Genomic DNA, 19,689 nt, shown 5'->3' with positions numbered 1-19,689 from the left:
GGGGTGGACCCGGCGTCTCGACCATGGCCGAGATGACGCTTTCTGCTACACTTCGCCCCAACCGCGCCATGCAGCCCGGCTCCCCATGCGTCGGGCGGGAGGGCCGCGGCGGGCGCGACACGACATCAGAGGATGCTTGTCCATGAAACGTTTCCCCCTCGCCTCGGCCGTCCTGCTGGCCGGGCTGGTGCTGCCGGCGGTCGCCGACGCCCACACCTTCGGTGCCCATGACGCCGGCTTCGTCCACGGCTTCCTGCATCCGGTCGGCGGCTGGGACCATCTGCTGGCCATGGTGGCGGTCGGGCTGTGGGCGGCGCAGCGCGGCGGTGCTGCGCTGTGGGCGCTGCCGGCGGCCTTCGTCACCGCCATGATCGGCGGCGGCCTGCTGGGCATGGCCGGCATCGACCTGCCGGCGGTGGAGCTGGGGATCGCCGGTTCGGTCATCGCGCTGGGCGCCCTGGTCGCCGCGCGGTCGCGCCTGTCCCTGCCGGTGTCGCTGGCGGCGGTCGCCCTGTTCGCGCTGTTCCACGGCCATGCCCACGGGGCGGAGATGCCGGAGGCGGCGCAGCCGCTGCTTTACGGCCTGGGCTTCGCGCTCGCCACCGCCCTGCTGCACGGGGCCGGCGTCGCCGTTGCCCTGTCGCTGCGCGGCGTCGCCCGCGAAGGCCGGGGCGGGCTCGTCCTGCGCGGCCTGGGTGCCGCCATCGGGCTGGGCGGCGTGGCGCTGGTCACGCTCGCCTGATCGCAGGCCGCGGACTTCTGTCACAGGTGCGGGGGCCGGTAGGGAGACCTTCCGGCCCCTTTGCCTTGCGGGCGGGGCAGGAACAATCGGCGTCCCGTGGTGTTGCAAGCCGGCAGCCCCCACAGGAGACGTCCGGCATGACCAACCACAACGACGCCATTCCGTCCGCCGCTCCGTCCGCGTCGGTTCCCTCCGACCATGCGGCCGCTGCCGGGGCCGCGACAGCGGCGCAGAACCGCCGGCCCGAAGAGATCGAACACGAGATCGAGTCGATCCGCGCCCGCATGGACGCGGTGATCGACGAGATCGAATTCCGCCTGTCGCCCGGCCAGATGTCGGGCGGGGTGGTGCAGGTGGTGCGCGACGTCATCCAGGGCGGCGGCGACGGCATGTCCGGCCGCATCGCCCGCGCCGTCCGCGCCAACCCGATCCCCGTGGCGCTGATGGGTGTCGGCGCCCTTTGGCTTGCCTGGGCGGTCGCCCGCACGCCGGAGGCCACCACCGAATTCGACGATTACGATCCCCGCGGCCGCCAGCTGGACCCGCGCAGCCGGCATCTGCTGACCGACCTGATCGCCGCCTGCCGCGACGGGTCGGAGGCGTTCCGCCGCGCCGACATGAGCATCGCCGACCCCGCCCTGTCCTCCCGTCTGGAGACGTTGGCCGACCAGCTCGACCGCAGCGCCATGGCGCTGGACGCCGAGTTGCGCAGCGGCGGCGGCTGGATCGAGACGGCCGGCGAGGGCGGCCGGGTCTGGTCGCCCCTGCATGGTCTGGCGGAGGCGAGTGCCCGCAGCGTCGTGGCCGGCGTCGGCGGGGCCGCCGGCCGGGGCGACCTGCTGGCGCGCCTGGAAAGCGGGCTGGACGGCACGCTGGCGCTGTTCCGCGACGCCTTGCGCGATGCGCCGGACGACCATCTGCAGGTCGTCATCGGCGCCCAGTTCCACGCCGTGGAGACCGCCCGCCACCGGGTCGGCGCGCTGCGCGAAGCCGTGGTCTGAGGAGGGCGGGGGCATGCTGGGGTTGAGCCGCCGCCATTACTACGAGCACCGGAACCGTGCGAACGGACATAATGCCGCCGGGCGCGCCGCCAATGACGGGCGCGGTGGAGGCCGGGACGCGCGCGGGCGGTCGGCGGAAACCCCGTCCGACATTCCCAAGAAGGGATGGAAGGACATCCTGCTGCGGGTGTGGGACGAGCAGAGCAAGGACAATGTGTCGATGCTGGCGGCCGGTGTCGCCTATTACGGGCTGCTCGCCATCTTCCCGGCCATCGCGGCGCTGGTCTCCATCTACGGCCTCGTCGCCGATCCGGTGATGATCGAGAACCAGCTGAGCCAGATGGGCGGGCTGCTGCCGCCGGAAGCCCTGTCCATCGTCAGCGACCAGGCCCGCAAGGTGGCGACCGCCCCGTCGCAGGGGCTGGGGTTCGGCCTGATCTTCGGCCTGCTGCTGACCCTGTGGAGCGCGTCGCGCGGCACCAACTCGCTGGTGACGGCGCTCAACATCGCCTACGGCGAGCAGGAGACGCGCGGCATCATCAAGCTGGCGATCCTGTCGATGGGACTGACGGTCGCCGGACTGCTGTTCGTCATCGTCGCCATGGTGATGATCGTCGCGGTGCCGGCCGCGATCAACATCGTCGGGCTGCAGGACACCCCGATCGGCTGGGTCGCCAGCCTTGCCCGCTGGCCGATCCTGGCGGTGGCGATCATCCTGGGGCTAGCCGTCTTCTACCGCTACGCCCCCGACCGGCGGGAGCCGCAATGGCGCTGGGTCACCTGGGGATCGGCGGCGGCGACCCTGGTCTGGCTGCTGGGATCGCTGGGCTTTTCCATCTATGTGTCGAACTTCGGCAGTTACAACGAGACCTACGGGTCGGTCGGCGCCGTCGTGGTGCTGCTGCTGTGGTTCAACCTGACCTCCTACGTCGTGCTTCTGGGGGCGGAGCTGAACGCGGAGATCGAGCACCAGACCGCCCGCGACACCACCGACCGCGACGGACGGCCCGCCCGGCCGCTGGGTCAGCGCGACGCCTATGTCGCCGACACGGTGGGGGAGCGCAAGGCAAGCTGACCGCGAAAAAGCCCCTTGGCAGGGCGGCGGCCGCGCGCTATGGTCGCCGTCATGCAACAGGCGCTTTCCATCGCGTCCTCTGGACGCTCCCGATATTTTGGCCGCTGGTTTCGTCCGGCGGCCTAGGAACGCGCATCTGTCGCTCATTCCCGAAGCCGCCCGGACCGACCCGCGGCGGCTTTCGCGTTTGTGACCCCGGCCCTTGATGGGCTGCACATCCTCAAAATCCGAACACGGGCGATCCGGGCGGCCTCACCATCCGCAAGAGAGGTTGTCATGTTCGATTTCGATGTCGTCACCGGCCCCACCCAGCCGCCCCACTGCCCGCTTGCCGATGATGCCGGACCGGCCCCCGCCGAGTCGGCCCCGCAGCCGGCCGCTCTGACTGCCGACGGCTCCGCGCCTCAACCGGAGAGTGGGGGAAAACCGCGGTCCTGAGCCCGGATCGGGCCGCCGGCCGTGGCGTGCAGGTCCCGCATCCCAGCTTTCGACCAAAAAAATCACGAATCCTGCCTATGTTCCGCCGGCTGTTGTCGTATACTCCCTTAGGGCAGACGTGTCCGGGTGGCGGCGCAGCCGGCCGCACCATTTTTTGGTAGCTCGTCGGCGGCGTGCAAATCCGCGTTTGCGGGTTTGGGCGTGATGGTCGGATCGGAAGAAGGATGACGAATCATGGCGGATGATGCTCTCTCAAGCGTCAGCTCTATGGTGTCCAGCCTCAACGCGTCGATCAAGAACGCGGTGGACGCGATCAAGAAGTCGCAGAGCAATCAGGCCATCGGCGACGTCCAGGAATTTTCCAAGACGGTGAAGAAGTCGGCGTCGACCTCCACGTCCGGCGCCACGGACATCGGCGTGCTTGCCAAGAACACCACGCGCCTGAACGTCGCCAGCACTCTGTCGGCGAACGACAAGGTCGATTTCTTCAAGTTCAAGGTCACCACCAAGGGTGAGATGACCATGGGCCAGGTCGGCGACGACGGCGTGCGCGTCCAGCTGATGAACCGGCTGGGCCGGGTGTTGGCCGACAGCGACCCGAAGTCCGGCGACAATTACGACGCCTTCAAGAAGCTGCAGGCCGGCAACCTGACGGTCGACAAGGGCGACTACACCCTGCGCGTTACCCGCGACAAGGGCCAGTCCGACAAGGACCCCAAGAACTACGCCATGCAGCTGGTGATGGGGAACTACAGCAAGGACTATGACACCGTGGCCAAGGCGCCGGCCAAGGGCGACACCGGTATGGCGCTGACCACGGGGCAGCAGGCGACGCTGGACGGGCTGAACAGCGCCATCGGCAGCCTGAACTCGATCCCCACCGGCCAGACCGGAACCCAGAAGCTGATGGGCAGCTTCAACCTCTTCGTCTGAAGCGGCGGCTCCGGCTGTGCTATGACGGTGCGGAACCGATCCGCGCCGGAGCCCGACCTTGACCGCCGTAACCCTTCTGACCCCTGCCGACCATCGCCGCGTTCCCTGGAAGAACGGCGGCGGCGTCACCACCGAACTGGCGGTGGAGCCGGCGACGGACGGCCGGTTCGTCTGGCGCGTCAGCATCGCCGACGTGGTCGAACCGGGCCCGTTTTCGGCCTTTTCCGGCTATGACCGGCTGATCGCCGTGGTGGAGGGCGACGGCATGCGCCTGTCCGTCGACGGCGCCCCGCCGGTCGAGCGCCGCCGCCTGGACCCCGCCTTCGCCTTTCCCGGCGAGGCCAAGGTGTGGTGCGAGCCGACCGCCGGCCCGATCCGCGACGTGAACCTGATGCTCGACCGCGCTTCGGCCACCGGCACCCTCACCCTGCTGGCGGGACCGGCCGGACACCGCGCCGACGGCGATGTGGTGCTGGTCCATGCCCTTGCCGGCACCCTGTCCGTTACCCCCGATGGCGGAGAACCGCTGTCGCTTGCCCAGGGGCACAGCCTGCTTCTACGCGACGGAGCGGCACGGCTGGAGGTACCGGACGGGGCGGAGGGCGTGTGCGCGGAGGTGCGGCGGCGTTAGAGGATCTTGCGATCAAACGTAACCGCGGCCATCCCCTTTCCAGGTTTCTGCGGGTGGAATCGACTTCGCAAACGGGCTGCGAAGGGGCGCAGTCATTTCCGCGCCCCGAGAACAACGAAAGCCCAGCGGATGTCCGGCCGCCCCAGCATGTCGCTTCGCTCTGCCACATGGATCGCGTCCAGCCCGTGCGAACGCGCAAGTTCAACCGTCTCATCTGCCGAGACCTCGAACATCCTCCGCCCTTGAGGAACCGGCCCATAGCGCAATGACATGCTGATCCGGCCATCCGCACTGAGGAGCCCCGCCAAGGATGCCATGGCTGTTCGCCGCTCTTGAATGTCCAGGTGCATCCACACGGCCGTTAGAAGGATCAGATCGAAGCGATCCTTTCGACGATGAAGCTGCAGAAGATCAGGAAGATGGTCATCGATCCATTCGATGGGCATCTCACCATGCAGGCGCACTCCCTCCTGTCGAAGCGCATCGGTCGGCTCGACAGCAACGACCCTATGGCCGAGCATGGCGAGCGCTGCGGCGTCGCGTCCCGACCCCGCCCCGACGTCAAGGACCCGTGCGGGCGCAGACGGAAACAGATGCATCACCTCATGATGGACATCGGCAAACGTGATGCTCTCGTATTGTTCCGCCAGTGCCGGCGCGTTGTCGCCGTACCCTTGCGTTCCCTCGATCATCACGTCTTCTCCAATCCCGCCCGGGTGATGTCAGGTTGGCAGTAGGCGGCCTCGCAAGGCAAGTCAACCGGCAAGGCCAACCCCGCCGTCGTTCCGGGTGCTGCCGAAAATGGACATTATGGAAACCGGCCCTAAGCCTTCGCTGCCCGGATCAGCTCCGCGTACCAGCGCGCCGAGTCCTTCGGCGTGCGGGCCAGGGTCCGGAAGTCCACATGGACGATGCCGAAGCGTTGGCCATAGCCGCTGCCCCATTCGAAATTGTCCAGCAGCGACCAGACGAAATAGCCCCGCACGTCGGCGCCCTGGGCCATCGCGTCGCGCATCGCGGCGTTGTAGATCGTCAGGTAGTTGATGCGGTGGGGATCGTGGACGGCGCCGTCGGGGCTGACGGTGTCGCTGCCGCCGCAGCCGTTCTCCGTCACCACGATCGGCAGGCGGTAGCGGCGCTGGATGGTCAGCAGTTCATCCCGGAAGGCGTCGGGGAAGATGGCCCAGCCGACGCCGTGGGTCGGCGATCGGGCGGCGCGTCGCCCCAGCCGTAACCCCAGGTCCGGGCCGGATCGGCCTTGGCGAAGATCGGGCCGTAATGGTTCAGCCCGAACCAGTCCACCGGCCGGGCGATCCGCGCCATGTCGCCGGCCTGCACATAGGGCTCGATGGCGGCGGCGGTCTGCGGCGGGTAGTGGCCGAGGATCTGCGGGTCGCAGAAGACGAGGTTCCAATGCTCGTCCAGCAGCGATGCGGCGGCGCGGTTCTCCGGCGTGTCGGTCTCGGGGATCACGACCTGCCGGTTGTGGATGGCGCCGATGGAGGCGCCCGGCACTAGGTCCCGCAGCACGTCCACTCCGGCGCCATGGGCGAGGTTGACGTGGTGGATGGCGCGAAGATGCTGCGCCCGGTCGACGATCCCCGGTGCCGCCCAGGGAATCGCATAGCCGAACAGGGTGAAGACCGAGAACTCGTTGAAGGTGATCCAGCGCTTCACCCGGTCGCCGTAGCGCCGCGCGCAGAGTGCCGCATAATCGGCATACCAGCCGGCGCAGTCGCGGCCCGACCAGCCGCCCAGATCCTGCAGCGCCTGCGGCAAATCCCAGTGGTAGAGGCAAAGCCAGGGCTCGATCCCCGCCTCCAGCAGCCGGTCGATCAGCCGGTCGTAGAAGTCCAGCCCGGCCTCGTTCACCGCACCCCGCCCGCGCGGCAGCACCCGGGGCCAGGAGACCGAGAAGCGGTAGGCGTCGACGCCCAGCCCCTTCATCAGCGCCACGTCCTCCGGCATCCGGTGGTAATGGTCGCAGGCGACGTCGCCGGTGTCGCCGTTCACCACCCCGCCCTGGGTGCGGCAGCGGACGTCCCAGATGCTGGCGCCGCGCCCGTCCTCGGCCGCCGCCCCTTCGATCTGGTAGGCGGAGGTGGAGACGCCCCAGGTGAAGCCGGGCGGATAGGAAGAGGTCGGGTCGGTCATCTCAGGCTGCGATCTGGTTGATGCTGCGGCAGCGGCTTTCAAACTCGTCGGAGATGAATTCGGGGCGCTTGTAATAGCCCTTGATCCAGCTCGCCAGCAGGCAAAGCTCCTCCAGCTTCACCAGCTCGTCCAGCGTCCCTTCGGGGAAGCGGATGCCGAAGCTTTCGGAGATGTATTCCAGGACCTGCTCGACCTGGTCGATCGACAGCTGGATGTCGGTCTCCAGCGTCGCATTCCGGGTCAGGAGAGCTTCATCCACCCCGTATTCGTCGCGGATCAGCTTCACGATCCAGCGGAACATGTGCATCCAGTTGGATACACCCTCGATCGACTTGCTCATCGCGACGCTCTGTTCGGGTTGCGCGAAAGGGGTAGGCGACAGCGACTGTACCCACGGATCGTTAAAGAATAACGCAGCCTCCATCGCGGTCTCCACCCGGGCGCGGCAAAAAACCGCGCTGGATTTGCCACCTTCACGGGCAACCGCCGCGCGGCATGCCCATGACTTGTGCAGGCGCGCGGCGTCCGCCGCACGGAACGCCCGTGGCGGTGCGGCATGGCCCATGCATCGCGATGCCGCAACACAGGACAGCGAGGCTTGCGCCATGACACGCGCCATCGAGAAAACCGCGACCCATCCCGTCGACGAGCTTCTGCCGCCCTGGCGGCTGCTGGCGCTCGGGCTGCAGCATGTGCTGGTGATGTATGCCGGCGCCGTCGCGGTGCCGCTAATCATCGGCGGGGCGCTGAAGCTGCCCAAGGACCAGATCGCCATGCTGATCAACGCCGACCTGTTCGCCTGCGGCGTGGTCACGCTGATCCAGGCGGTGGGGTTCTGGCGCTTCGGCATCCGGCTGCCGATCATGATGGGCGTCACCTTCGCCGCGGTCGGGCCGATGGTGGCGATGGCGGCCAACCCGTCGCTGGGCCTGCTGGGCATCTACGGCGCGGTGATCGGGTCGGGCGTCTTCGCCATGGTGGCGGCGCCGCTGGTCGGCCGGCTGCTGCCGCTGTTCCCGCCGGTGGTGACCGGCAGCGTCATCGCCATCATCGGCATTTCGCTGATGCGGGTCGAGGTGGGCTGGGCCGGCGGCGGGGTCGGCAACCCGCGCTTCGGCGATCCGGCCTTCCTCGGCGTTGCCGCCTTCGTGCTGGTGACGATCCTGGTGCTGATGAAGCATGGCCGCGGCTTTGTCCGCAACGTCGCGGTTCTGCTGGGGCTGGTGGCCGGCATGGTGCTGGCGATGGCGCTGGGCATGGTCAATTTCAGCGGTCTTGCCGAGGCGCCGTGGGTGGCGCTGGTCCAGCCCTTCCAGTTCGGCCTGCCGGTCTTCGATCCCGTCGCCATCCTGACCATGTCGCTGGTGATGATCGTGGTGATGATCGAGTCGACCGGCATGTTCCTGGCCGTCGGCGACATGGTCGGCCGCCCGGTGACGCAGGAGGATCTGGTCCGCGGCCTGCGCACCGACGGGCTGGGCACGCTGATCGGCGGCGTCTTCAACACCTTTCCCTACACCTCCTTCTCGCAGAATGTCGGGCTGGTCGGGGTGACGGGCGTGCGCAGCCGCTGGGTCTGCGCGGCGGGCGGGCTGATCCTGCTTCTGCTGGGGCTGCTGCCCAAGCTGGCGCATGTGGTGGCATCGGTGCCGGCCTTCGTGCTGGGCGGCGCCGGGCTGGTGATGTTCGGCATGGTGGCGGCGACCGGCGTGCGGATCCTGTCGCAGGTCGATTACGTCAACCGGCGCGAGAACCTGATCGTCGTGGCGGTCAGCGTCGGCGTCGGGCTGATCCCGCTGGTGTCGGACAAGTTCTTCTCGCAGATGCCGTCCTTCCTGTCGCCGCTGCTGCACAGCGGCATCCTGCTGGGCACCCTGACGGCGGTGGCGCTGAACTGGTACTTCAACGGCCTGACGACCGCCGACCGCGCCCGCCACGACGTCGCCGCCGCGGCGCAGGGGGCGGAGGCCTAAGAGGGTTTCCGCCGCAGCAGGTCCTTGCTGGCCAGCAGCGAACCGCCGGCGATCAGGGCGCAGGAGACCCAGATGATCGCCGAATTGGCGGCGAGACCGAACAGGACCAGCAGAAGGGTCGACAGCAGGGGCGCCAGATAGGACAGCGCCCCCAGTGCCCGGATATCGCCATGGCGCACGCCGTAATCCCAGACGAAGAAGGCCGCCCCCACCGGTCCCAGACCCAGCAGCAGCATCGCTCCCCAGCCGGCGGCGGTCTCCGGCCACACCGTCTGTTCCAGCGCCAGATGGCAGAGCAGCGACAGGAGCGCGGTGACGAGGCAGAAGGCGCTGACGGCATCGGTCGGCGCCTCGCCGATCTGGCCCAGCCGGCGGCGCAGCACCGAATAGCCGGCCCAGGTGAGGGCGCTGCCCAGGGCCGCGGCATAGCCCGGCAGATGCGCCGGGTCGATGGAAAGTCCGCCTCCCAGGCCGCCGCTCCCGCCGCGGGCGATCAGCAGCGCGGTGCCCGCCAGCCCGGCGACGGCTCCGCCGACATGCCACGCCCGCAGCCGCTCCCCCGGCAGCAATGCCGAGAACAGCACGATCAGCAGCGGCCACAGGTAGTTGATCAGGTTGGCTTCCACCGGCGGGGCCGCCTGCAGCGCCATGAAATAGAGGAAGTGGAAGCCGAACAGCCCGCCCACCCCCAGCGCCCAGGCGGCGGGCGGCTGGCGGAAATAGCGCAGGGGGTTGTCGCCGCGCAGCGCCGTCCAGCAACTGCCGACCAGGAAGGCCAGCAGGAAGGAGGTCGCCACCAGCTGGAACGGCGGCACCATCGAGGCCAGCGTCGCCAACGGGGCCAGAGTCGCCCACAACAGGATGGCGATGAAGCCGACCAGCGTCGCGCGGTTGACGGCACGGCGGTCGGGCAGGGCGGGGCGGGCGGCGGTTGAAGCGGGCATGATGCGGATCGGCCGGTTGACGCGGAGGGAGCGACCATAGCCGGTGGACGGCAGGCTGTCTTGACCGGACCTCCGGCCGGGATTGACCGGTTCTCCGGTACAAGAAGCCGGCGGAAGGGATCGTACGTGTGCCTGTACGCTTCGGTCCCGACGGCGTAGCATGGCCGCTCCAACCCGACCCCCAGGAGTCCAACGGCGTGGCGTCCCCGCATCGGCCGAGCGTCAGCACCCGCAGCTATGACGGGTTCGAACGGCGGCACGCGCATGAGCATCACCAGATCGTCCTGCCCATCGCCGGGACCCTCGACATGGAGGTCGGCGGCGCTTGTGGGCGGGTGGGCGACGGGCGCGGCGTGCTGGTGGCCGACGGGGTGCCGCACAGCTTCCGCAGCGCCGGGACCAATCGCTTCGTCGTGCTGGACGTGCCGGCCGCCGGCGGGCTGGTGCCGGAGACGGCGGTGCGCGCCTGCGACGCCTTCTTCGCCGTCGACGCCGCGCTGGAAGGGCTGGTGCGCTATCTGGCGGCGGAGGCGGCCGACCGGCCGCTGGACCCGGTGCTGGCGCATCATGCGGCCGGGCTGCTGCTGCGCGCCCTGGAGTCGCGCCGCCCCGCCCCCGCCGTGCCGGACGACCCGGTGGAGCGCGCCCTGGCCCTGATGGCGGAGCGCTGCGAGGAGCCGCTGACGGTGGCGGAACTGGCCGCCGCCGTCGGCTTGGCGCCCAGCCGCTTCCATGAGCGCTTCCGGGCGCAGACCGGCACCACCCCGGCCCGCCGGCTGGCCGACCTGCGGCTGGACCGGGCGGAGGCGCTGCTGCGCGCGGGCGACCTGCCGTTGGCGGAGGTGGCGTTGGCGGTGGGATTCTCCGACCAGAGCGCCCTGACCCGCAGCCTGCGCCGCCGCCGCGGCACCACGCCGGGGGCGCTGCGGAACGGACGCTAGGGAGCGGCGCGCGCCGCCTCGACGATCACCGCCGCCACGGCATCGGGACGCGACAGATGCGGAGCGTGGCCGCTCTCGACCTCGACGGTGCGGGCGCCGATGCGCGCGGCGGTGGCGCGCAGGAAGTCCGGCGGCAGCATGCGGTCCTGCGTTGCGACGATGTACCAGGACGGCTTGGCCTTCCAGGCGGCGGCAGTGACACGGGTGCCGAAGCAGGCGGCGGCCACCGGCCCCTGCGTCGTGGCCAGCAGGGCGGCCTCCTCCGGGGCCAGATCCTGGGCGAAGTTGCGGGCCATGCCCTCCGGCGTCAGGGTCAGGAAGCGGCCCTTGTCGACCGAGACGCCCGACAGGCCGGCCGACGGCGGGAAGGGCTTCAGCGTGTCGTTCGGCGACTGCCCGGCGTCGGGGGCGAAGGCGGCGACATAGACCAGCCCCGTCACCCGCTCCTGATCGCCGATCTGGGTGATGACGGCCCCGCCCCAGGAATGGCCGACCAGCAGCACCGGCCCCTTGGTCCGGTCGATGGCGCGCTGGACATGAGCGACGTCGTCGTCGAGCGACACCAGCGGGTTCTGCACCGCGACCGCCGCCAGCCCTTCCGCCTGCAGGCGGGGGATCACCCGGCCCCAGCTGGAGCCGTCGGCGAAGGCGCCGTGGACGAGGATGATTGTCGGGGTGGAACCCATGGCCTGATGCTCCCGCTGACGGTCGGACGGGCCAGGGAGAGCATGCGGGCGGCGGCGCCGTCCAGCCGGGGCGGGGAGTTTTCCTCTGGACGGAATTCCTCCGGGGGAAACGGCGGCTATTCCGCCGGCTGCTTGGCCGTCCGCCGGCCGAAGGTGGCGACCCGGTAGACGTACCAGAGGGCGATGCCCACCGCGACGATGTTGGAAACCGGGTTCAGCCAGCCGGAGACCTGCTGGTAGCGGTCCTCCAGCAGATAGCCGGCGGTGGCGAGGAAGGTGGTCCAGATCGCGGTGCCCAGGGTGGTGTAGAGCAGGAAGGGCGCCAGCGCCATTTCCGACACGCCGGCGGGGATCGAGATCAGCGTGCGCACCGCCGGGATCATCCGGCCGATCAGCACCGCCCGCCCGCCATGTTCCCGGAAATGGGAAGCGGCCTGGTCCACCTCGTCCGGGCTGATGGTCAGCCAGCGGCCGTGGCGCTCGGCCCAGTGCTTCAGCCGGCGGCAGCCGACCCAACGGCCGATCGCATACCAGAACAGCGCGCCGGCCAGGGCGCCGGCCGTGCCGGCGGCCACCACCATGGGCAGGCTCATGTCGCCGCGTGCGGCGGTAAAGCCCGCCAGCGGCAGGATCAGTTCCGACGGAATGGGTGGAAACAGGTTCTCCGCGAACATCAGCAACGCCACACCGAGATAGCCGGTCTGCTCCACCATCCTGACGATCCAGTCGAACACACTCATTCTCCCGCGTCTGCCCGACCGGAGAACACCCGGCGGGCCGATTGGTTGCGCCGGGGGGACTCGCAGTCGCCGCCCGCCCGGCATATGTTCCCTTAGATGATGGTTCCCGGCACGGAATGAAGAGAGACGGAATGGCGGCGATCAAGCTCGACCGGCATGAGAAGGGAATCCTGGCGGCCCTGCAGGAGAATGCCCGCCTGACCATGCAGGAACTGGGCGACACCGTCGGCCTGTCGGCCTCCCCTGCTGGCGCCGGGTGCGGTCGATGGAGGATATCGGCGTCATCCGCCGCTACACGGTCCAGCTCGACCCGCGCAAGCTGGGGCTCGGCGAATGCGTCTTCGCCCACGTCACGCTGGAACGCCACAAGGAGAACGCGGTCGAACAGTTCGAGAGCGCCATCGCCGGCATGCCGCAGGTGCTGGAATGCTTCGCTGTCACCGGCGACGCCGACTATCTGCTGCGCATCGTCGTGCCCACCACCGAGGATTACGGCCGCTTCCTCAGCGAGCGCATCTTTTCCATCCCCGCGGTGTCGCACGTCAAATCGAGCGTGACCCTGAAGGAGGTCAAGTTCGAGACGCGGCTGCCGCTGGACCATCTGGAGTGAGCGGGGCGTCCGCGCCGATCTGCTGCAACTCCGCCGCCAAAGCCGGCGCCAGATCGCCGCCACCGCAGACCGTCACGCGCTCCAATCCCAGCCAGCCCGCCATCCGGCGCAATTCCGTCGCCAGGGACGGGGCGACGGCCTCGGCACGGGCGTGGGATTCGGTGTGGGCGGCCTGGACCAGCAGGGTGCGGGCCTTGCGGTCCGACTTCAGGTCGACGCGGGCGGCGATGCGCTCGTCCATCAGGAAGGGCAGGACGTAGTATCCGTGCTCCCGCTTGTGGGCGGGGGTGTAAATCTCCAGCCGGATGCGGGCGCCGAACAGGCGCTCGGTGCGCTGCCGCTCCCAGATCAGCGAATCGAAGGGGGAGAGCAGGGCGCGGGCCGGAGCCTTGCGCGGAACCCGCAGGTCGGGAGTGACGTAGGCGGTGCGCTCCCACCCCTCCACCGTCACCGGCAGCAGCTCGCCGGCCTCCACCAGTTCGGCGATGCGCAGGCGGGTGTCGGCGACCTCCAGCCGGTGGTAGTCGCGCAGGTCGCGTTCGGTGGCCACGCCATGGGCGCGGGCGGCGATGCGTAGCAGGGCGCGCTGCGCCTCGGCCTCCTCCGGTGTCGGGATGTCGAGGATGGCGGCGGGCAGCACCCGCTCCGGCAGGTCGTAGAGCCGCTCGAAGCCGCGCCTTCCGGCGGTGGTGACGAGGCCGGCCCAGAACAGATATTCCAGCGCCCGCTTGCCGTCGCTCCACCCCCACCAGCCGCCGGCCCCGCGCCCGGCTTCGCTGAGTTCCGACGCACCCATCGGTCCGCGCGCCGCGACCTCCGCCAGCACCGAATCGATGTAGGCGCGGCGCTCGACGGCGAAGCGCGCCAGTCCGCCATAGATGCCCTCGCCGCGCTCGGCCCGCGCCATGCGCCAGCGGAACAGCGGCTGCTGCTCCACCGGGATCAGCGACGCCTCGTGGCCCCAATATTCGAACAGCGCCCGCCGCCTGCCGCCATATGCCAGACGGTCGAGCAGCGCCGCCTCGTACGGCCCCAGCCGCGAGAAGAGCGGCAGGTAATGGGAGCGCACCAGCACATTGACGGAATCGATCTGCACCAGCCCCAGCCGGCCGATCAGGCGGCGGGCATGGCGGGCCTCGACCGCGGAGCCGTCGGGATCGCTGTTGGCGAAGCCCTGCGCCGCGATTGCGACGCGGCGGGCCTCGCGCAGGGACAGGCTGTCGGAACGGGGCATGGGCAACCGCTTGAAGCCCCTCTCCCCTTGCGGGAGAGGGGTTGGGGTGAGGGTGCGGCCCGCCCGGGGAGGGCGGGTGCGGATTTCCTGCCGGCGCTTGCCGGCGCCACCCTCACCCCAACCCCTCTCCCATCGAGGGAGAGGGGCTTTGCGGAGCGTCTTGCGGGCGAACCGCAAGAGGAGGTCGGATGGACGGCCAGCTTGCGAATGCGTTTGATTTTCGTCAAGGCAGCGACGGGGCCCCGGGCTCACGCTGGCGGTCAATCCTGCACCGCAGCACCCGTTTTGGGAGTCCCCGTTCATGTCCTCACCCAGTCTTGCCGGCCGCGACGACGGCCCGGCCATCCCGATCCTCTTCCAATATGGCTTCCGCTTCTTCTTCCTGTTCAGCGGCATCGCCGCCGTCGGCCTGCTGGCCGCATGGCTGGGCGTGCTGGCGACCGGAACATGGCCGGACCATGCCGTCGGCGCCAGCGCCTGGCATGCGCATGAGATGCTGTTCGGCATGGTGGTGGCCGCCGTCGCCGGATTCCTGCTGACCGCCGTGCCGAGCTGGACCGGCACCAAGGCGGTGGCGGGCGCGCCGCTGATGGCGCTCGCAGCCCTGTGGATGGCCGGCCGCGTCGCCGTCTTCCCCTGGGCCGGCGTGCCGGAGCCGGTGGCGGCGGTGATCGACATCGCCTTCCTGCCGGCGCTGGGCGTGGCGCTCGCCCGGCCGCTGGTGGCCGCCGGCAAGTGGCGCAACAGCGCCTTCCTGATCCTGCTGGGACTGCTGACCACCGCCAACCTGTTGATCCATCTGGACTGGCTGGACCTGCTGGACGGCGGGACGGAGGCCGGATTCACGCTCGGCCTCGGCATCGTTCTGATGATGGTGACGGTGATCGGCGGGCGCATCCTGCCGGCCTTCACCCGCAACGGTCTGGGCAAGGCCGGGCTCGGCATCCGGTCCTGGCCGCTGGTGGAGCGGGCGACCCTGGTGCTGACGCTGGCGCTGATCCCGGCGGCGATGGCGGCGCCGGAGTCGGTGGTCACCGGGCTGGTCGCGCTCGCCGCCGCCGTGGCCCACACGGTGCGGCTGGTCGGCTGGCAGGGCTGGAAAGCCTGGCGCTCGCCGATCCTGTGGATCCTGCATGTCGGCTATCTGTGGGTGCCGGTGGCGCTGCTGCTGCGCGGGCTGCACGCCCTGGCCGACGTGCCGGCCGCGGCGGGTACCCATGCGCTGACGGTCGGCGCCTTCGCCACGCTGATCCTGGCGGTGATGAGCCGCGCCTCGCTGGGTCACACCGGACGGCCGCTGGTGGTGACGCGGGTGACGGTCGCCGCCTATGTGCTGCTGACGGCCGCGGCGCTTGCCCGCACCCTGTCGCCGCTGCTGCCGGCGGAGTGGGTTTGGGCTGCGCTGCAATGGTCGGGCTACGGCTGGGTCGCCGCCTTCACCCTCTATCTGGTCGCCTACGCGCCGGTCCTGCTGGCGCCGCGCGCCGACGGCCGCCCCGGTTGAAGCTGATGAACTCTCAGGCGGCGCCGCGGAAATAGCGGTCGATGGCGTCGGTCATCTCGACCTCGCGGAAGGGCTTGGTCAGGACGGGGCGGTCCTGATGGCCCTTCGGCAGGCCGGCGGCGCCATGGCCGGTGGTGAAGACGAAGGGGATGCCCTGGGCAGAGAGCGCGTCGGCGACGCTGTCGACGCGCTCCCCGCAGCGAAACGTCGAGCAGGGCCGCGTCGATCCCCCCTTGGCGATCAGGTCAAGCGCCTCGGCCACCGTGCCGGCGGGGCCGACGACGCCGACATTCTGGACTTCCAGCGAATCCTCGATGGCCATGGCCACCAGCGGCTCGTCTTCGACGAGCAGGATGCGCAAGGGCTTGGATTGGTCGGCTTCCATGGACAGGCGGCTCGCTGCTGGTCTGGGCGATGGTCAGGCCGCAGATGGGGACCGAAATCCCATGCGGCAACAGGCGTGAGCTTTTCCGTTCGGCCGACCGCTTGTCCATCCTGACCTTGGTCATCGCCCATTGGGCCATCCGCAAGCCGCAACCGGGCTATCACCCCAGATCATCGAGCGCCTGTTGGAGGGACGGATAGAGGGCTTCCACAACGGATCCGTCGGGCCGCACCGGGGACGGCAGCACGTCGGCGCCTTCCAGCGCGCGGGACAGCGGCAGGCCGCCGACCTCGACGAAGCCGCCGCGTTCGCCATACTGGCCGACGATCCAGTCCCTGACCGCTGGGTCGCCGTCGAGTGCGTTGTTGTGGGAGATCAGGGCATGGGTGCCGTCGTCGGAACGACGATACCAGGCCTGGCAACCGTCGCCCAAATCCATCGGCCTGAACCCGGCCGCCGTCAGGGGCTCCCGCACCGTCGCGCGCACCCTGTCGGTCCGCAGGCCGGTCCGCCGGTCGAGATCGTCCGCAAGCTCGCTCATGTCGCCTCTCTGGTCGTGGTCCTGGATGGACAACGCCGCAGGAAGGCATTTGTGCCACGCATACCTGTCCGAACGTGGAGGGCGCGATTGACTGTTCGTGCAGGCCCGGCCGTCCGCCTACCCGTTCAGACGCTCTTTCCGGCGTTTATTCAGGCGCTTTGGGGCCGGTGGCCGCGCAGGGCCGCCAGCGAGCGGGCGAACAGATCGTTGAGCCGGCCTTCCTGCGCCAGGACCGCTGCGGCGGGCGCCTGTTCCAGCTCCTTGGCCAGACGGCCGAGCGCCGCGGCGCCGAGGTTGAGCGAGGTGCCCTTCAGCGTGTGGGCCGTGCGACCGTGCGGCTCCCCCGCGCGCGCCTGGGCGATCAGGCCGTCGATGGTCTTGCGGCCGTTGTCGGTGAAGCCGTCCAGCGAGGCGGTCCAGTCCTCGGCGGTCAGCACCTCCAGCAGGAGGGAGATCTGCTCCTCGTCGAGGAGGTCGGCATCCGGGACGTTGGGCGTATCGGTCATCGCGACCTCCGGGGCAGCGGGTTGAGGGGCGGCCATGGTGGCGGCAACGTCCCGACCCAGGAACTATGCCGGAAGATATAACATTGGATAACTGCCGCAGATAGGGGCAAGCGCAGGCGGGCAGGCGGGCAGGCGGGCCGGGTCGCGGCAGGCGTCGGGCCGAGAAAGATCACGCTTTGGTTGCGGATGTGTCCGCTATGTGTCGGTGGACATCAACGCCCATCCGGAGCCCCCCGCCGTGCCGGACCGATCCGCCGACCCGCGATTTGCCATTTGCCGCGCCATCCGCCTGTTGCGCGAACACAGCCGCAGCTGCGACAGCGTGGAGACCCGGAGCCTGCTGATCCACACCGAACGCTGGCTGGTCTGGATGCTCCGCCGCGAGGAGGGAGAGGAACTGCCGGTGCCGGCGGAACTGGCTGGGTGAGGGTGCCGCCGGGGAGTAGGGTGCATCTCACCATATGGCTCTTGAAGCCATAGGGGGTGTGTGACATGCTTTTCCAATGACCAAGGCCACGCTTCTACGCGATCGAAAGATGGTGCTGCCCGATGGTGCCATCGTGCAGTTCCGGGTGTGGCTCGTGAATGCCCCGGTGCCGCCGAGTGAGCATTGCTTCAAGTACAGCCTGTACTATGGCATCGATGGCGAGCGTTTGGTGGCTTATGACAATGAGCGCGGCAAAGGGGACCACAAGCACATCGGCAAGGAAGAAATGCCGTATCGTTTCACTGACATCGACACCCTGCTGAACGACTTCCTGGCGGATATCGAAACCTTGAGAGGGGAGCCGCTATGACTGATCTGAAGGTCACGGTCGGCCAAAGCCTGAGGGACATGGCGGCAGAGGTTGCGGATGCCGTCCATCGGGTGGAGCGCGGCGAGCAGGTCGAGCCGGAAAGCTCCATCAACTTCGCGGATTGGGAAACGCTGGCCCGGACATTGACCGGAAAGCGGCTCGAGCTTCTGCGCCATCTGCACCGCCATCCGACGGCGAGCGTCCGGGCCTTGGCGACGGCGCTGAAGCGCGACTACAGCAATGTTCACGCCGACGTGCAGGCACTGACCGACGCCGGCCTGATCGAACGCGGCGAGGGCGGCCACCTGCGGGCCGGGTATGACGGCATCCAGACGCGGATCGCCCTTTGACCGTGGAGCCGGGGAACGGCGAATCCGAAGACCCTATCCGGCCGATCCCCGATCTTTCGCCATTTTTTGAAGCTGTTGGGACAGGAGCATTGTTTTCCGCACCCGCACACTCGCCGTAGACTCCTTGATCGAGAGACCAGTTCGGGACCCCGAGCAGAAGGAGCGTGCGCGTGATGGAGCCCATCCTGTGGGAGTGGATCAACGCCCTGGCGCGGTGGCTGCACGTCATCACCGCCATCGCCTGGATCGGATCGTCCTTCTACTTCATCCATCTCGACGCCTCGCTGCGCCGGCGCGCCGGCGCGCCGGCCGGGACGGCGGGCGACGCCTGGCAGATCCATGGCGGCGGCTTCTACCACATGACCAAATACATGGTCGCTCCGCCGCAGCTGCCGGAGGAGCTGACCTGGTTCAAGTGGGAATCCTACGCGACCTGGCTCAGCGGCTTCTTCCTGATGTGCGTGCTGTATTACCGCGGCGCCGACCTGTTCCTGATCGACCAGGACGTGATGGCGCTCGGCCATTGGCAGGCGGTGGCGATCAGCGTCGCGGCGCTGGTGGCGGGCTGGGTGGCCTACGACCTGATGTGCAAGTCGCCGCTGGGCCGCAATGACGGGGCGCTCGCCGTGGCCGGTTTCGTCCTGCTGGTGGCGACGGCCTGGGGCATGACGAAGATCTTCAGCGGCCGCGGCGCCATGCTGCAGGTCGGCGCGCTGATGGCGACCATGATGGCCTGCAACGTCTTCATGATCATCATCCCCAACCAGCGCAGGACCGTGGCCGCCATGCTGCGCGGCGAGACGCCTGACCCGTCGCTGGGAAAGCAGGCAAAGCAGCGGTCGCTGCACAACAACTACCTGACCCTGCCGGTCGTCTTCCTGATGCTGTCCAACCATTATCCGCTGGTCAGCTCCACCCGCTACAACTGGGTGATGGTGGCGCTGGTGCTGGTGGTCGGCACGGCGATCCGCCATTTCTTCAACAGCCGCCATGCCGGCAAGCCGACCCCCTGGTGGACCTGGGGCGTCGCCGCCGGCGGCATGCTGGCCTGCGCGTGGCTCAGCACCATGGGGCCTGCCGGCCGCGACACGGCCGCCGCCGCACCGGTCAAGGTCGGCTATGCCCAGGTGGAGGAGATCGTCGCCACCCGCTGCAGCATGTGCCATGCCGCCCAACCGGTGTGGGACGGCATCGCCACCCCGCCGCGCAACGTCGTGCTGGAGGGTGACGGCATCCGCCGCCATGCCGAACAGATCCGCCTGCAGGCCGGCTTCAGCAGCGCCATGCCCCCCGCCAACATCACCGGAATGACGCCCCAGGAGCGTGCGGTGTTGGCGGCGTGGTCGGGGGATACGAAGTAAACCCTCTCCCGTCCCGGGAGAGGGGAGGGGCCCGCCGCGAAGCGGTGGGAGGGGTGAGGGGCGAACCAAGGAGCCATGCGGTTCCTTATGCTTGGAATTCCCCTCACCCTCCCCACTTCGTGGGTCCCCTCCCTCTCCCGGGT

General features: G+C 69.2%; 21 protein-coding genes and 2 pseudogenes. 13 read left to right on the top strand and 10 right to left on the bottom strand.

The window, feature by feature from the left end:
- Positions 1-142: 142 nt before the first annotated feature.
- The 5 genes from AB8P05_RS26155 to AB8P05_RS26135 all read left to right on the top strand — a co-directional run bounded on the left by AB8P05_RS26155 (position 143) and on the right by AB8P05_RS26135 (position 4,820).
- Positions 143-742 (top strand): HupE/UreJ family protein, encoded by a 600-nt coding sequence (locus AB8P05_RS26155; RefSeq protein WP_472761472.1) that lies wholly within the window; start codon positions 143-145, stop codon positions 740-742.
- 137 nt (positions 743-879) lie between these two features.
- Positions 880-1,743 carry a DUF3618 domain-containing protein gene (locus tag AB8P05_RS26150; protein ID WP_472761471.1) on the top strand — a complete coding sequence of 288 codons (864 nt, stop codon included), beginning with the start codon at positions 880-882 and terminating at the stop codon, positions 1,741-1,743.
- A gap of 13 nt (positions 1,744-1,756) precedes the next feature.
- Positions 1,757-2,818 (top strand): YihY/virulence factor BrkB family protein, encoded by a 1,062-nt coding sequence (locus tag AB8P05_RS26145; RefSeq protein ID WP_472761470.1) that lies wholly within the window; start codon positions 1,757-1,759, stop codon positions 2,816-2,818.
- A gap of 672 nt (positions 2,819-3,490) precedes the next feature.
- Positions 3,491-4,189, top strand: coding sequence for a hypothetical protein (locus AB8P05_RS26140; RefSeq protein ID WP_472761469.1), 699 nt, complete (start codon positions 3,491-3,493; stop codon positions 4,187-4,189).
- A gap of 58 nt (positions 4,190-4,247) precedes the next feature.
- Positions 4,248-4,820, top strand: a complete 573-nt coding sequence (locus AB8P05_RS26135) for a HutD/Ves family protein (RefSeq protein WP_472761468.1) — start codon at positions 4,248-4,250, stop codon at positions 4,818-4,820.
- Between the two features lie 92 nt (positions 4,821-4,912).
- Here the strand turns inward: AB8P05_RS26135 and AB8P05_RS26130 are convergent, their stop codons facing one another.
- The 3 genes and pseudogenes from AB8P05_RS26130 to AB8P05_RS26120 form a co-directional block, all read right to left on the bottom strand.
- Entirely contained in the window at positions 4,913-5,512 is a 600-nt protein-coding gene (locus AB8P05_RS26130) for a class I SAM-dependent methyltransferase (RefSeq protein WP_472761467.1), read from the bottom strand.
- Positions 5,513-5,643: 131 nt separating this feature from the next.
- Positions 5,644-6,974, bottom strand: a pseudogene (locus AB8P05_RS26125) (GH1 family beta-glucosidase).
- Between the two features lies 1 nt (position 6,975).
- Positions 6,976-7,581, bottom strand: coding sequence for a hypothetical protein (locus tag AB8P05_RS26120; protein ID WP_472761466.1), 606 nt, complete (start codon positions 7,579-7,581; stop codon positions 6,976-6,978).
- A gap of 10 nt (positions 7,582-7,591) precedes the next feature.
- Here AB8P05_RS26120 and AB8P05_RS26115 point away from each other — a divergent pair, with 10 nt between their 5' ends.
- Positions 7,592-8,947, top strand: a complete 1,356-nt coding sequence (locus AB8P05_RS26115; RefSeq protein WP_472761615.1) for a nucleobase:cation symporter-2 family protein — start codon at positions 7,592-7,594, stop codon at positions 8,945-8,947.
- Here AB8P05_RS26115 and yddG read toward each other — a convergent pair.
- Entirely contained in the window at positions 8,944-9,891 is a 948-nt protein-coding gene (gene yddG, locus AB8P05_RS26110) for an aromatic amino acid exporter YddG (protein ID WP_472761465.1), read from the bottom strand. The genes AB8P05_RS26115 and yddG overlap by 4 nt on opposite strands.
- 197 nt (positions 9,892-10,088) lie before the next feature.
- On the opposite strand from yddG, the gene AB8P05_RS26105 reads away from it, so the two are divergent.
- A complete protein-coding gene (locus AB8P05_RS26105; RefSeq protein WP_472761464.1) occupies positions 10,089-10,832 on the top strand; it encodes a helix-turn-helix domain-containing protein in 744 nt (247 codons plus the stop codon).
- Here the strand turns inward: AB8P05_RS26105 and AB8P05_RS26100 are convergent.
- Both AB8P05_RS26100 and AB8P05_RS26095 read right to left on the bottom strand, forming a co-directional pair.
- A complete protein-coding gene (locus tag AB8P05_RS26100; RefSeq protein ID WP_472761463.1) occupies positions 10,829-11,518 on the bottom strand; it encodes an alpha/beta fold hydrolase in 690 nt (229 codons plus the stop codon). The two genes, AB8P05_RS26105 and AB8P05_RS26100, sit on opposite strands and share 4 nt — an antisense overlap.
- 116 nt (positions 11,519-11,634) lie before the next feature.
- Positions 11,635-12,258 (bottom strand): DedA family protein, encoded by a 624-nt coding sequence (locus tag AB8P05_RS26095; protein WP_455175346.1) that lies wholly within the window; start codon positions 12,256-12,258, stop codon positions 11,635-11,637.
- 131 nt (positions 12,259-12,389) lie between these two features.
- Here AB8P05_RS26095 and AB8P05_RS26090 point away from each other — a divergent pair.
- Positions 12,390-12,868, top strand: a pseudogene (locus tag AB8P05_RS26090) (Lrp/AsnC family transcriptional regulator).
- Here AB8P05_RS26090 and AB8P05_RS26085 read toward each other — a convergent pair.
- Positions 12,828-14,102: a winged helix-turn-helix domain-containing protein gene (locus tag AB8P05_RS26085; RefSeq protein ID WP_472761462.1), complete on the bottom strand. Its 1,275-nt coding sequence runs from the start codon at positions 14,100-14,102 to the stop codon at positions 12,828-12,830. The pseudogene AB8P05_RS26090 and the gene AB8P05_RS26085 sit on opposite strands and share 41 nt — an antisense overlap.
- A 301-nt stretch (positions 14,103-14,403) precedes the next feature.
- Here AB8P05_RS26085 and AB8P05_RS26080 point away from each other — a divergent pair, with 301 nt between their 5' ends.
- A complete protein-coding gene (locus AB8P05_RS26080; RefSeq protein WP_472761461.1) occupies positions 14,404-15,606 on the top strand; it encodes an NnrS family protein in 1,203 nt (400 codons plus the stop codon).
- Positions 15,607-15,619: 13 nt separating this feature from the next.
- On the opposite strand, the gene AB8P05_RS26075 is transcribed toward AB8P05_RS26080, so the two are convergent.
- The 3 genes from AB8P05_RS26075 to AB8P05_RS26065 form a co-directional block, all read right to left on the bottom strand.
- A complete protein-coding gene (locus AB8P05_RS26075; protein ID WP_472761460.1) occupies positions 15,620-15,991 on the bottom strand; it encodes a response regulator in 372 nt (123 codons plus the stop codon).
- Positions 15,992-16,151: 160 nt separating this feature from the next.
- Positions 16,152-16,532, bottom strand: a complete 381-nt coding sequence (locus tag AB8P05_RS26070; RefSeq protein WP_455175341.1) for a hypothetical protein — start codon at positions 16,530-16,532, stop codon at positions 16,152-16,154.
- A 149-nt stretch (positions 16,533-16,681) separates the two neighbouring features.
- The gene (locus AB8P05_RS26065) at positions 16,682-17,038 is read right to left on the bottom strand and encodes an Hpt domain-containing protein (protein ID WP_472761459.1); all 357 of its coding nucleotides are present in this window, start codon (positions 17,036-17,038) and stop codon (positions 16,682-16,684) included.
- A gap of 238 nt (positions 17,039-17,276) precedes the next feature.
- Here AB8P05_RS26065 and AB8P05_RS26060 point away from each other — a divergent pair, with 238 nt between their 5' ends.
- The 4 genes from AB8P05_RS26060 (at position 17,277) to AB8P05_RS26045 (ending at position 19,546) form a co-directional block, all read left to right on the top strand.
- Positions 17,277-17,465: a hypothetical protein gene (locus AB8P05_RS26060; RefSeq protein WP_472761458.1), complete on the top strand. Its 189-nt coding sequence runs from the start codon at positions 17,277-17,279 to the stop codon at positions 17,463-17,465.
- A 76-nt stretch (positions 17,466-17,541) separates the two neighbouring features.
- The gene (locus AB8P05_RS26055) at positions 17,542-17,835 is read left to right on the top strand and encodes a toxin-antitoxin system TumE family protein (RefSeq protein WP_472761457.1); all 294 of its coding nucleotides are present in this window, start codon (positions 17,542-17,544) and stop codon (positions 17,833-17,835) included.
- Positions 17,832-18,185, top strand: coding sequence for an HVO_A0114 family putative DNA-binding protein (locus AB8P05_RS26050; protein WP_472761456.1), 354 nt, complete (start codon positions 17,832-17,834; stop codon positions 18,183-18,185). The genes AB8P05_RS26055 and AB8P05_RS26050 overlap by 4 nt, the downstream gene beginning before the upstream one ends.
- 173 nt (positions 18,186-18,358) lie before the next feature.
- Entirely contained in the window at positions 18,359-19,546 is a 1,188-nt protein-coding gene (locus AB8P05_RS26045) for a urate hydroxylase PuuD (protein WP_472761614.1), read from the top strand.
- The last annotated feature ends 143 nt before the right edge of the window (positions 19,547-19,689 follow it).

It is taken from the genome of Azospirillum sp. VT-I1, from assembly GCF_055698305.1.
Note: the sequence above shows the minus strand (reverse complement) of the source record. Positions and strands in the feature narration are given on the sequence as shown.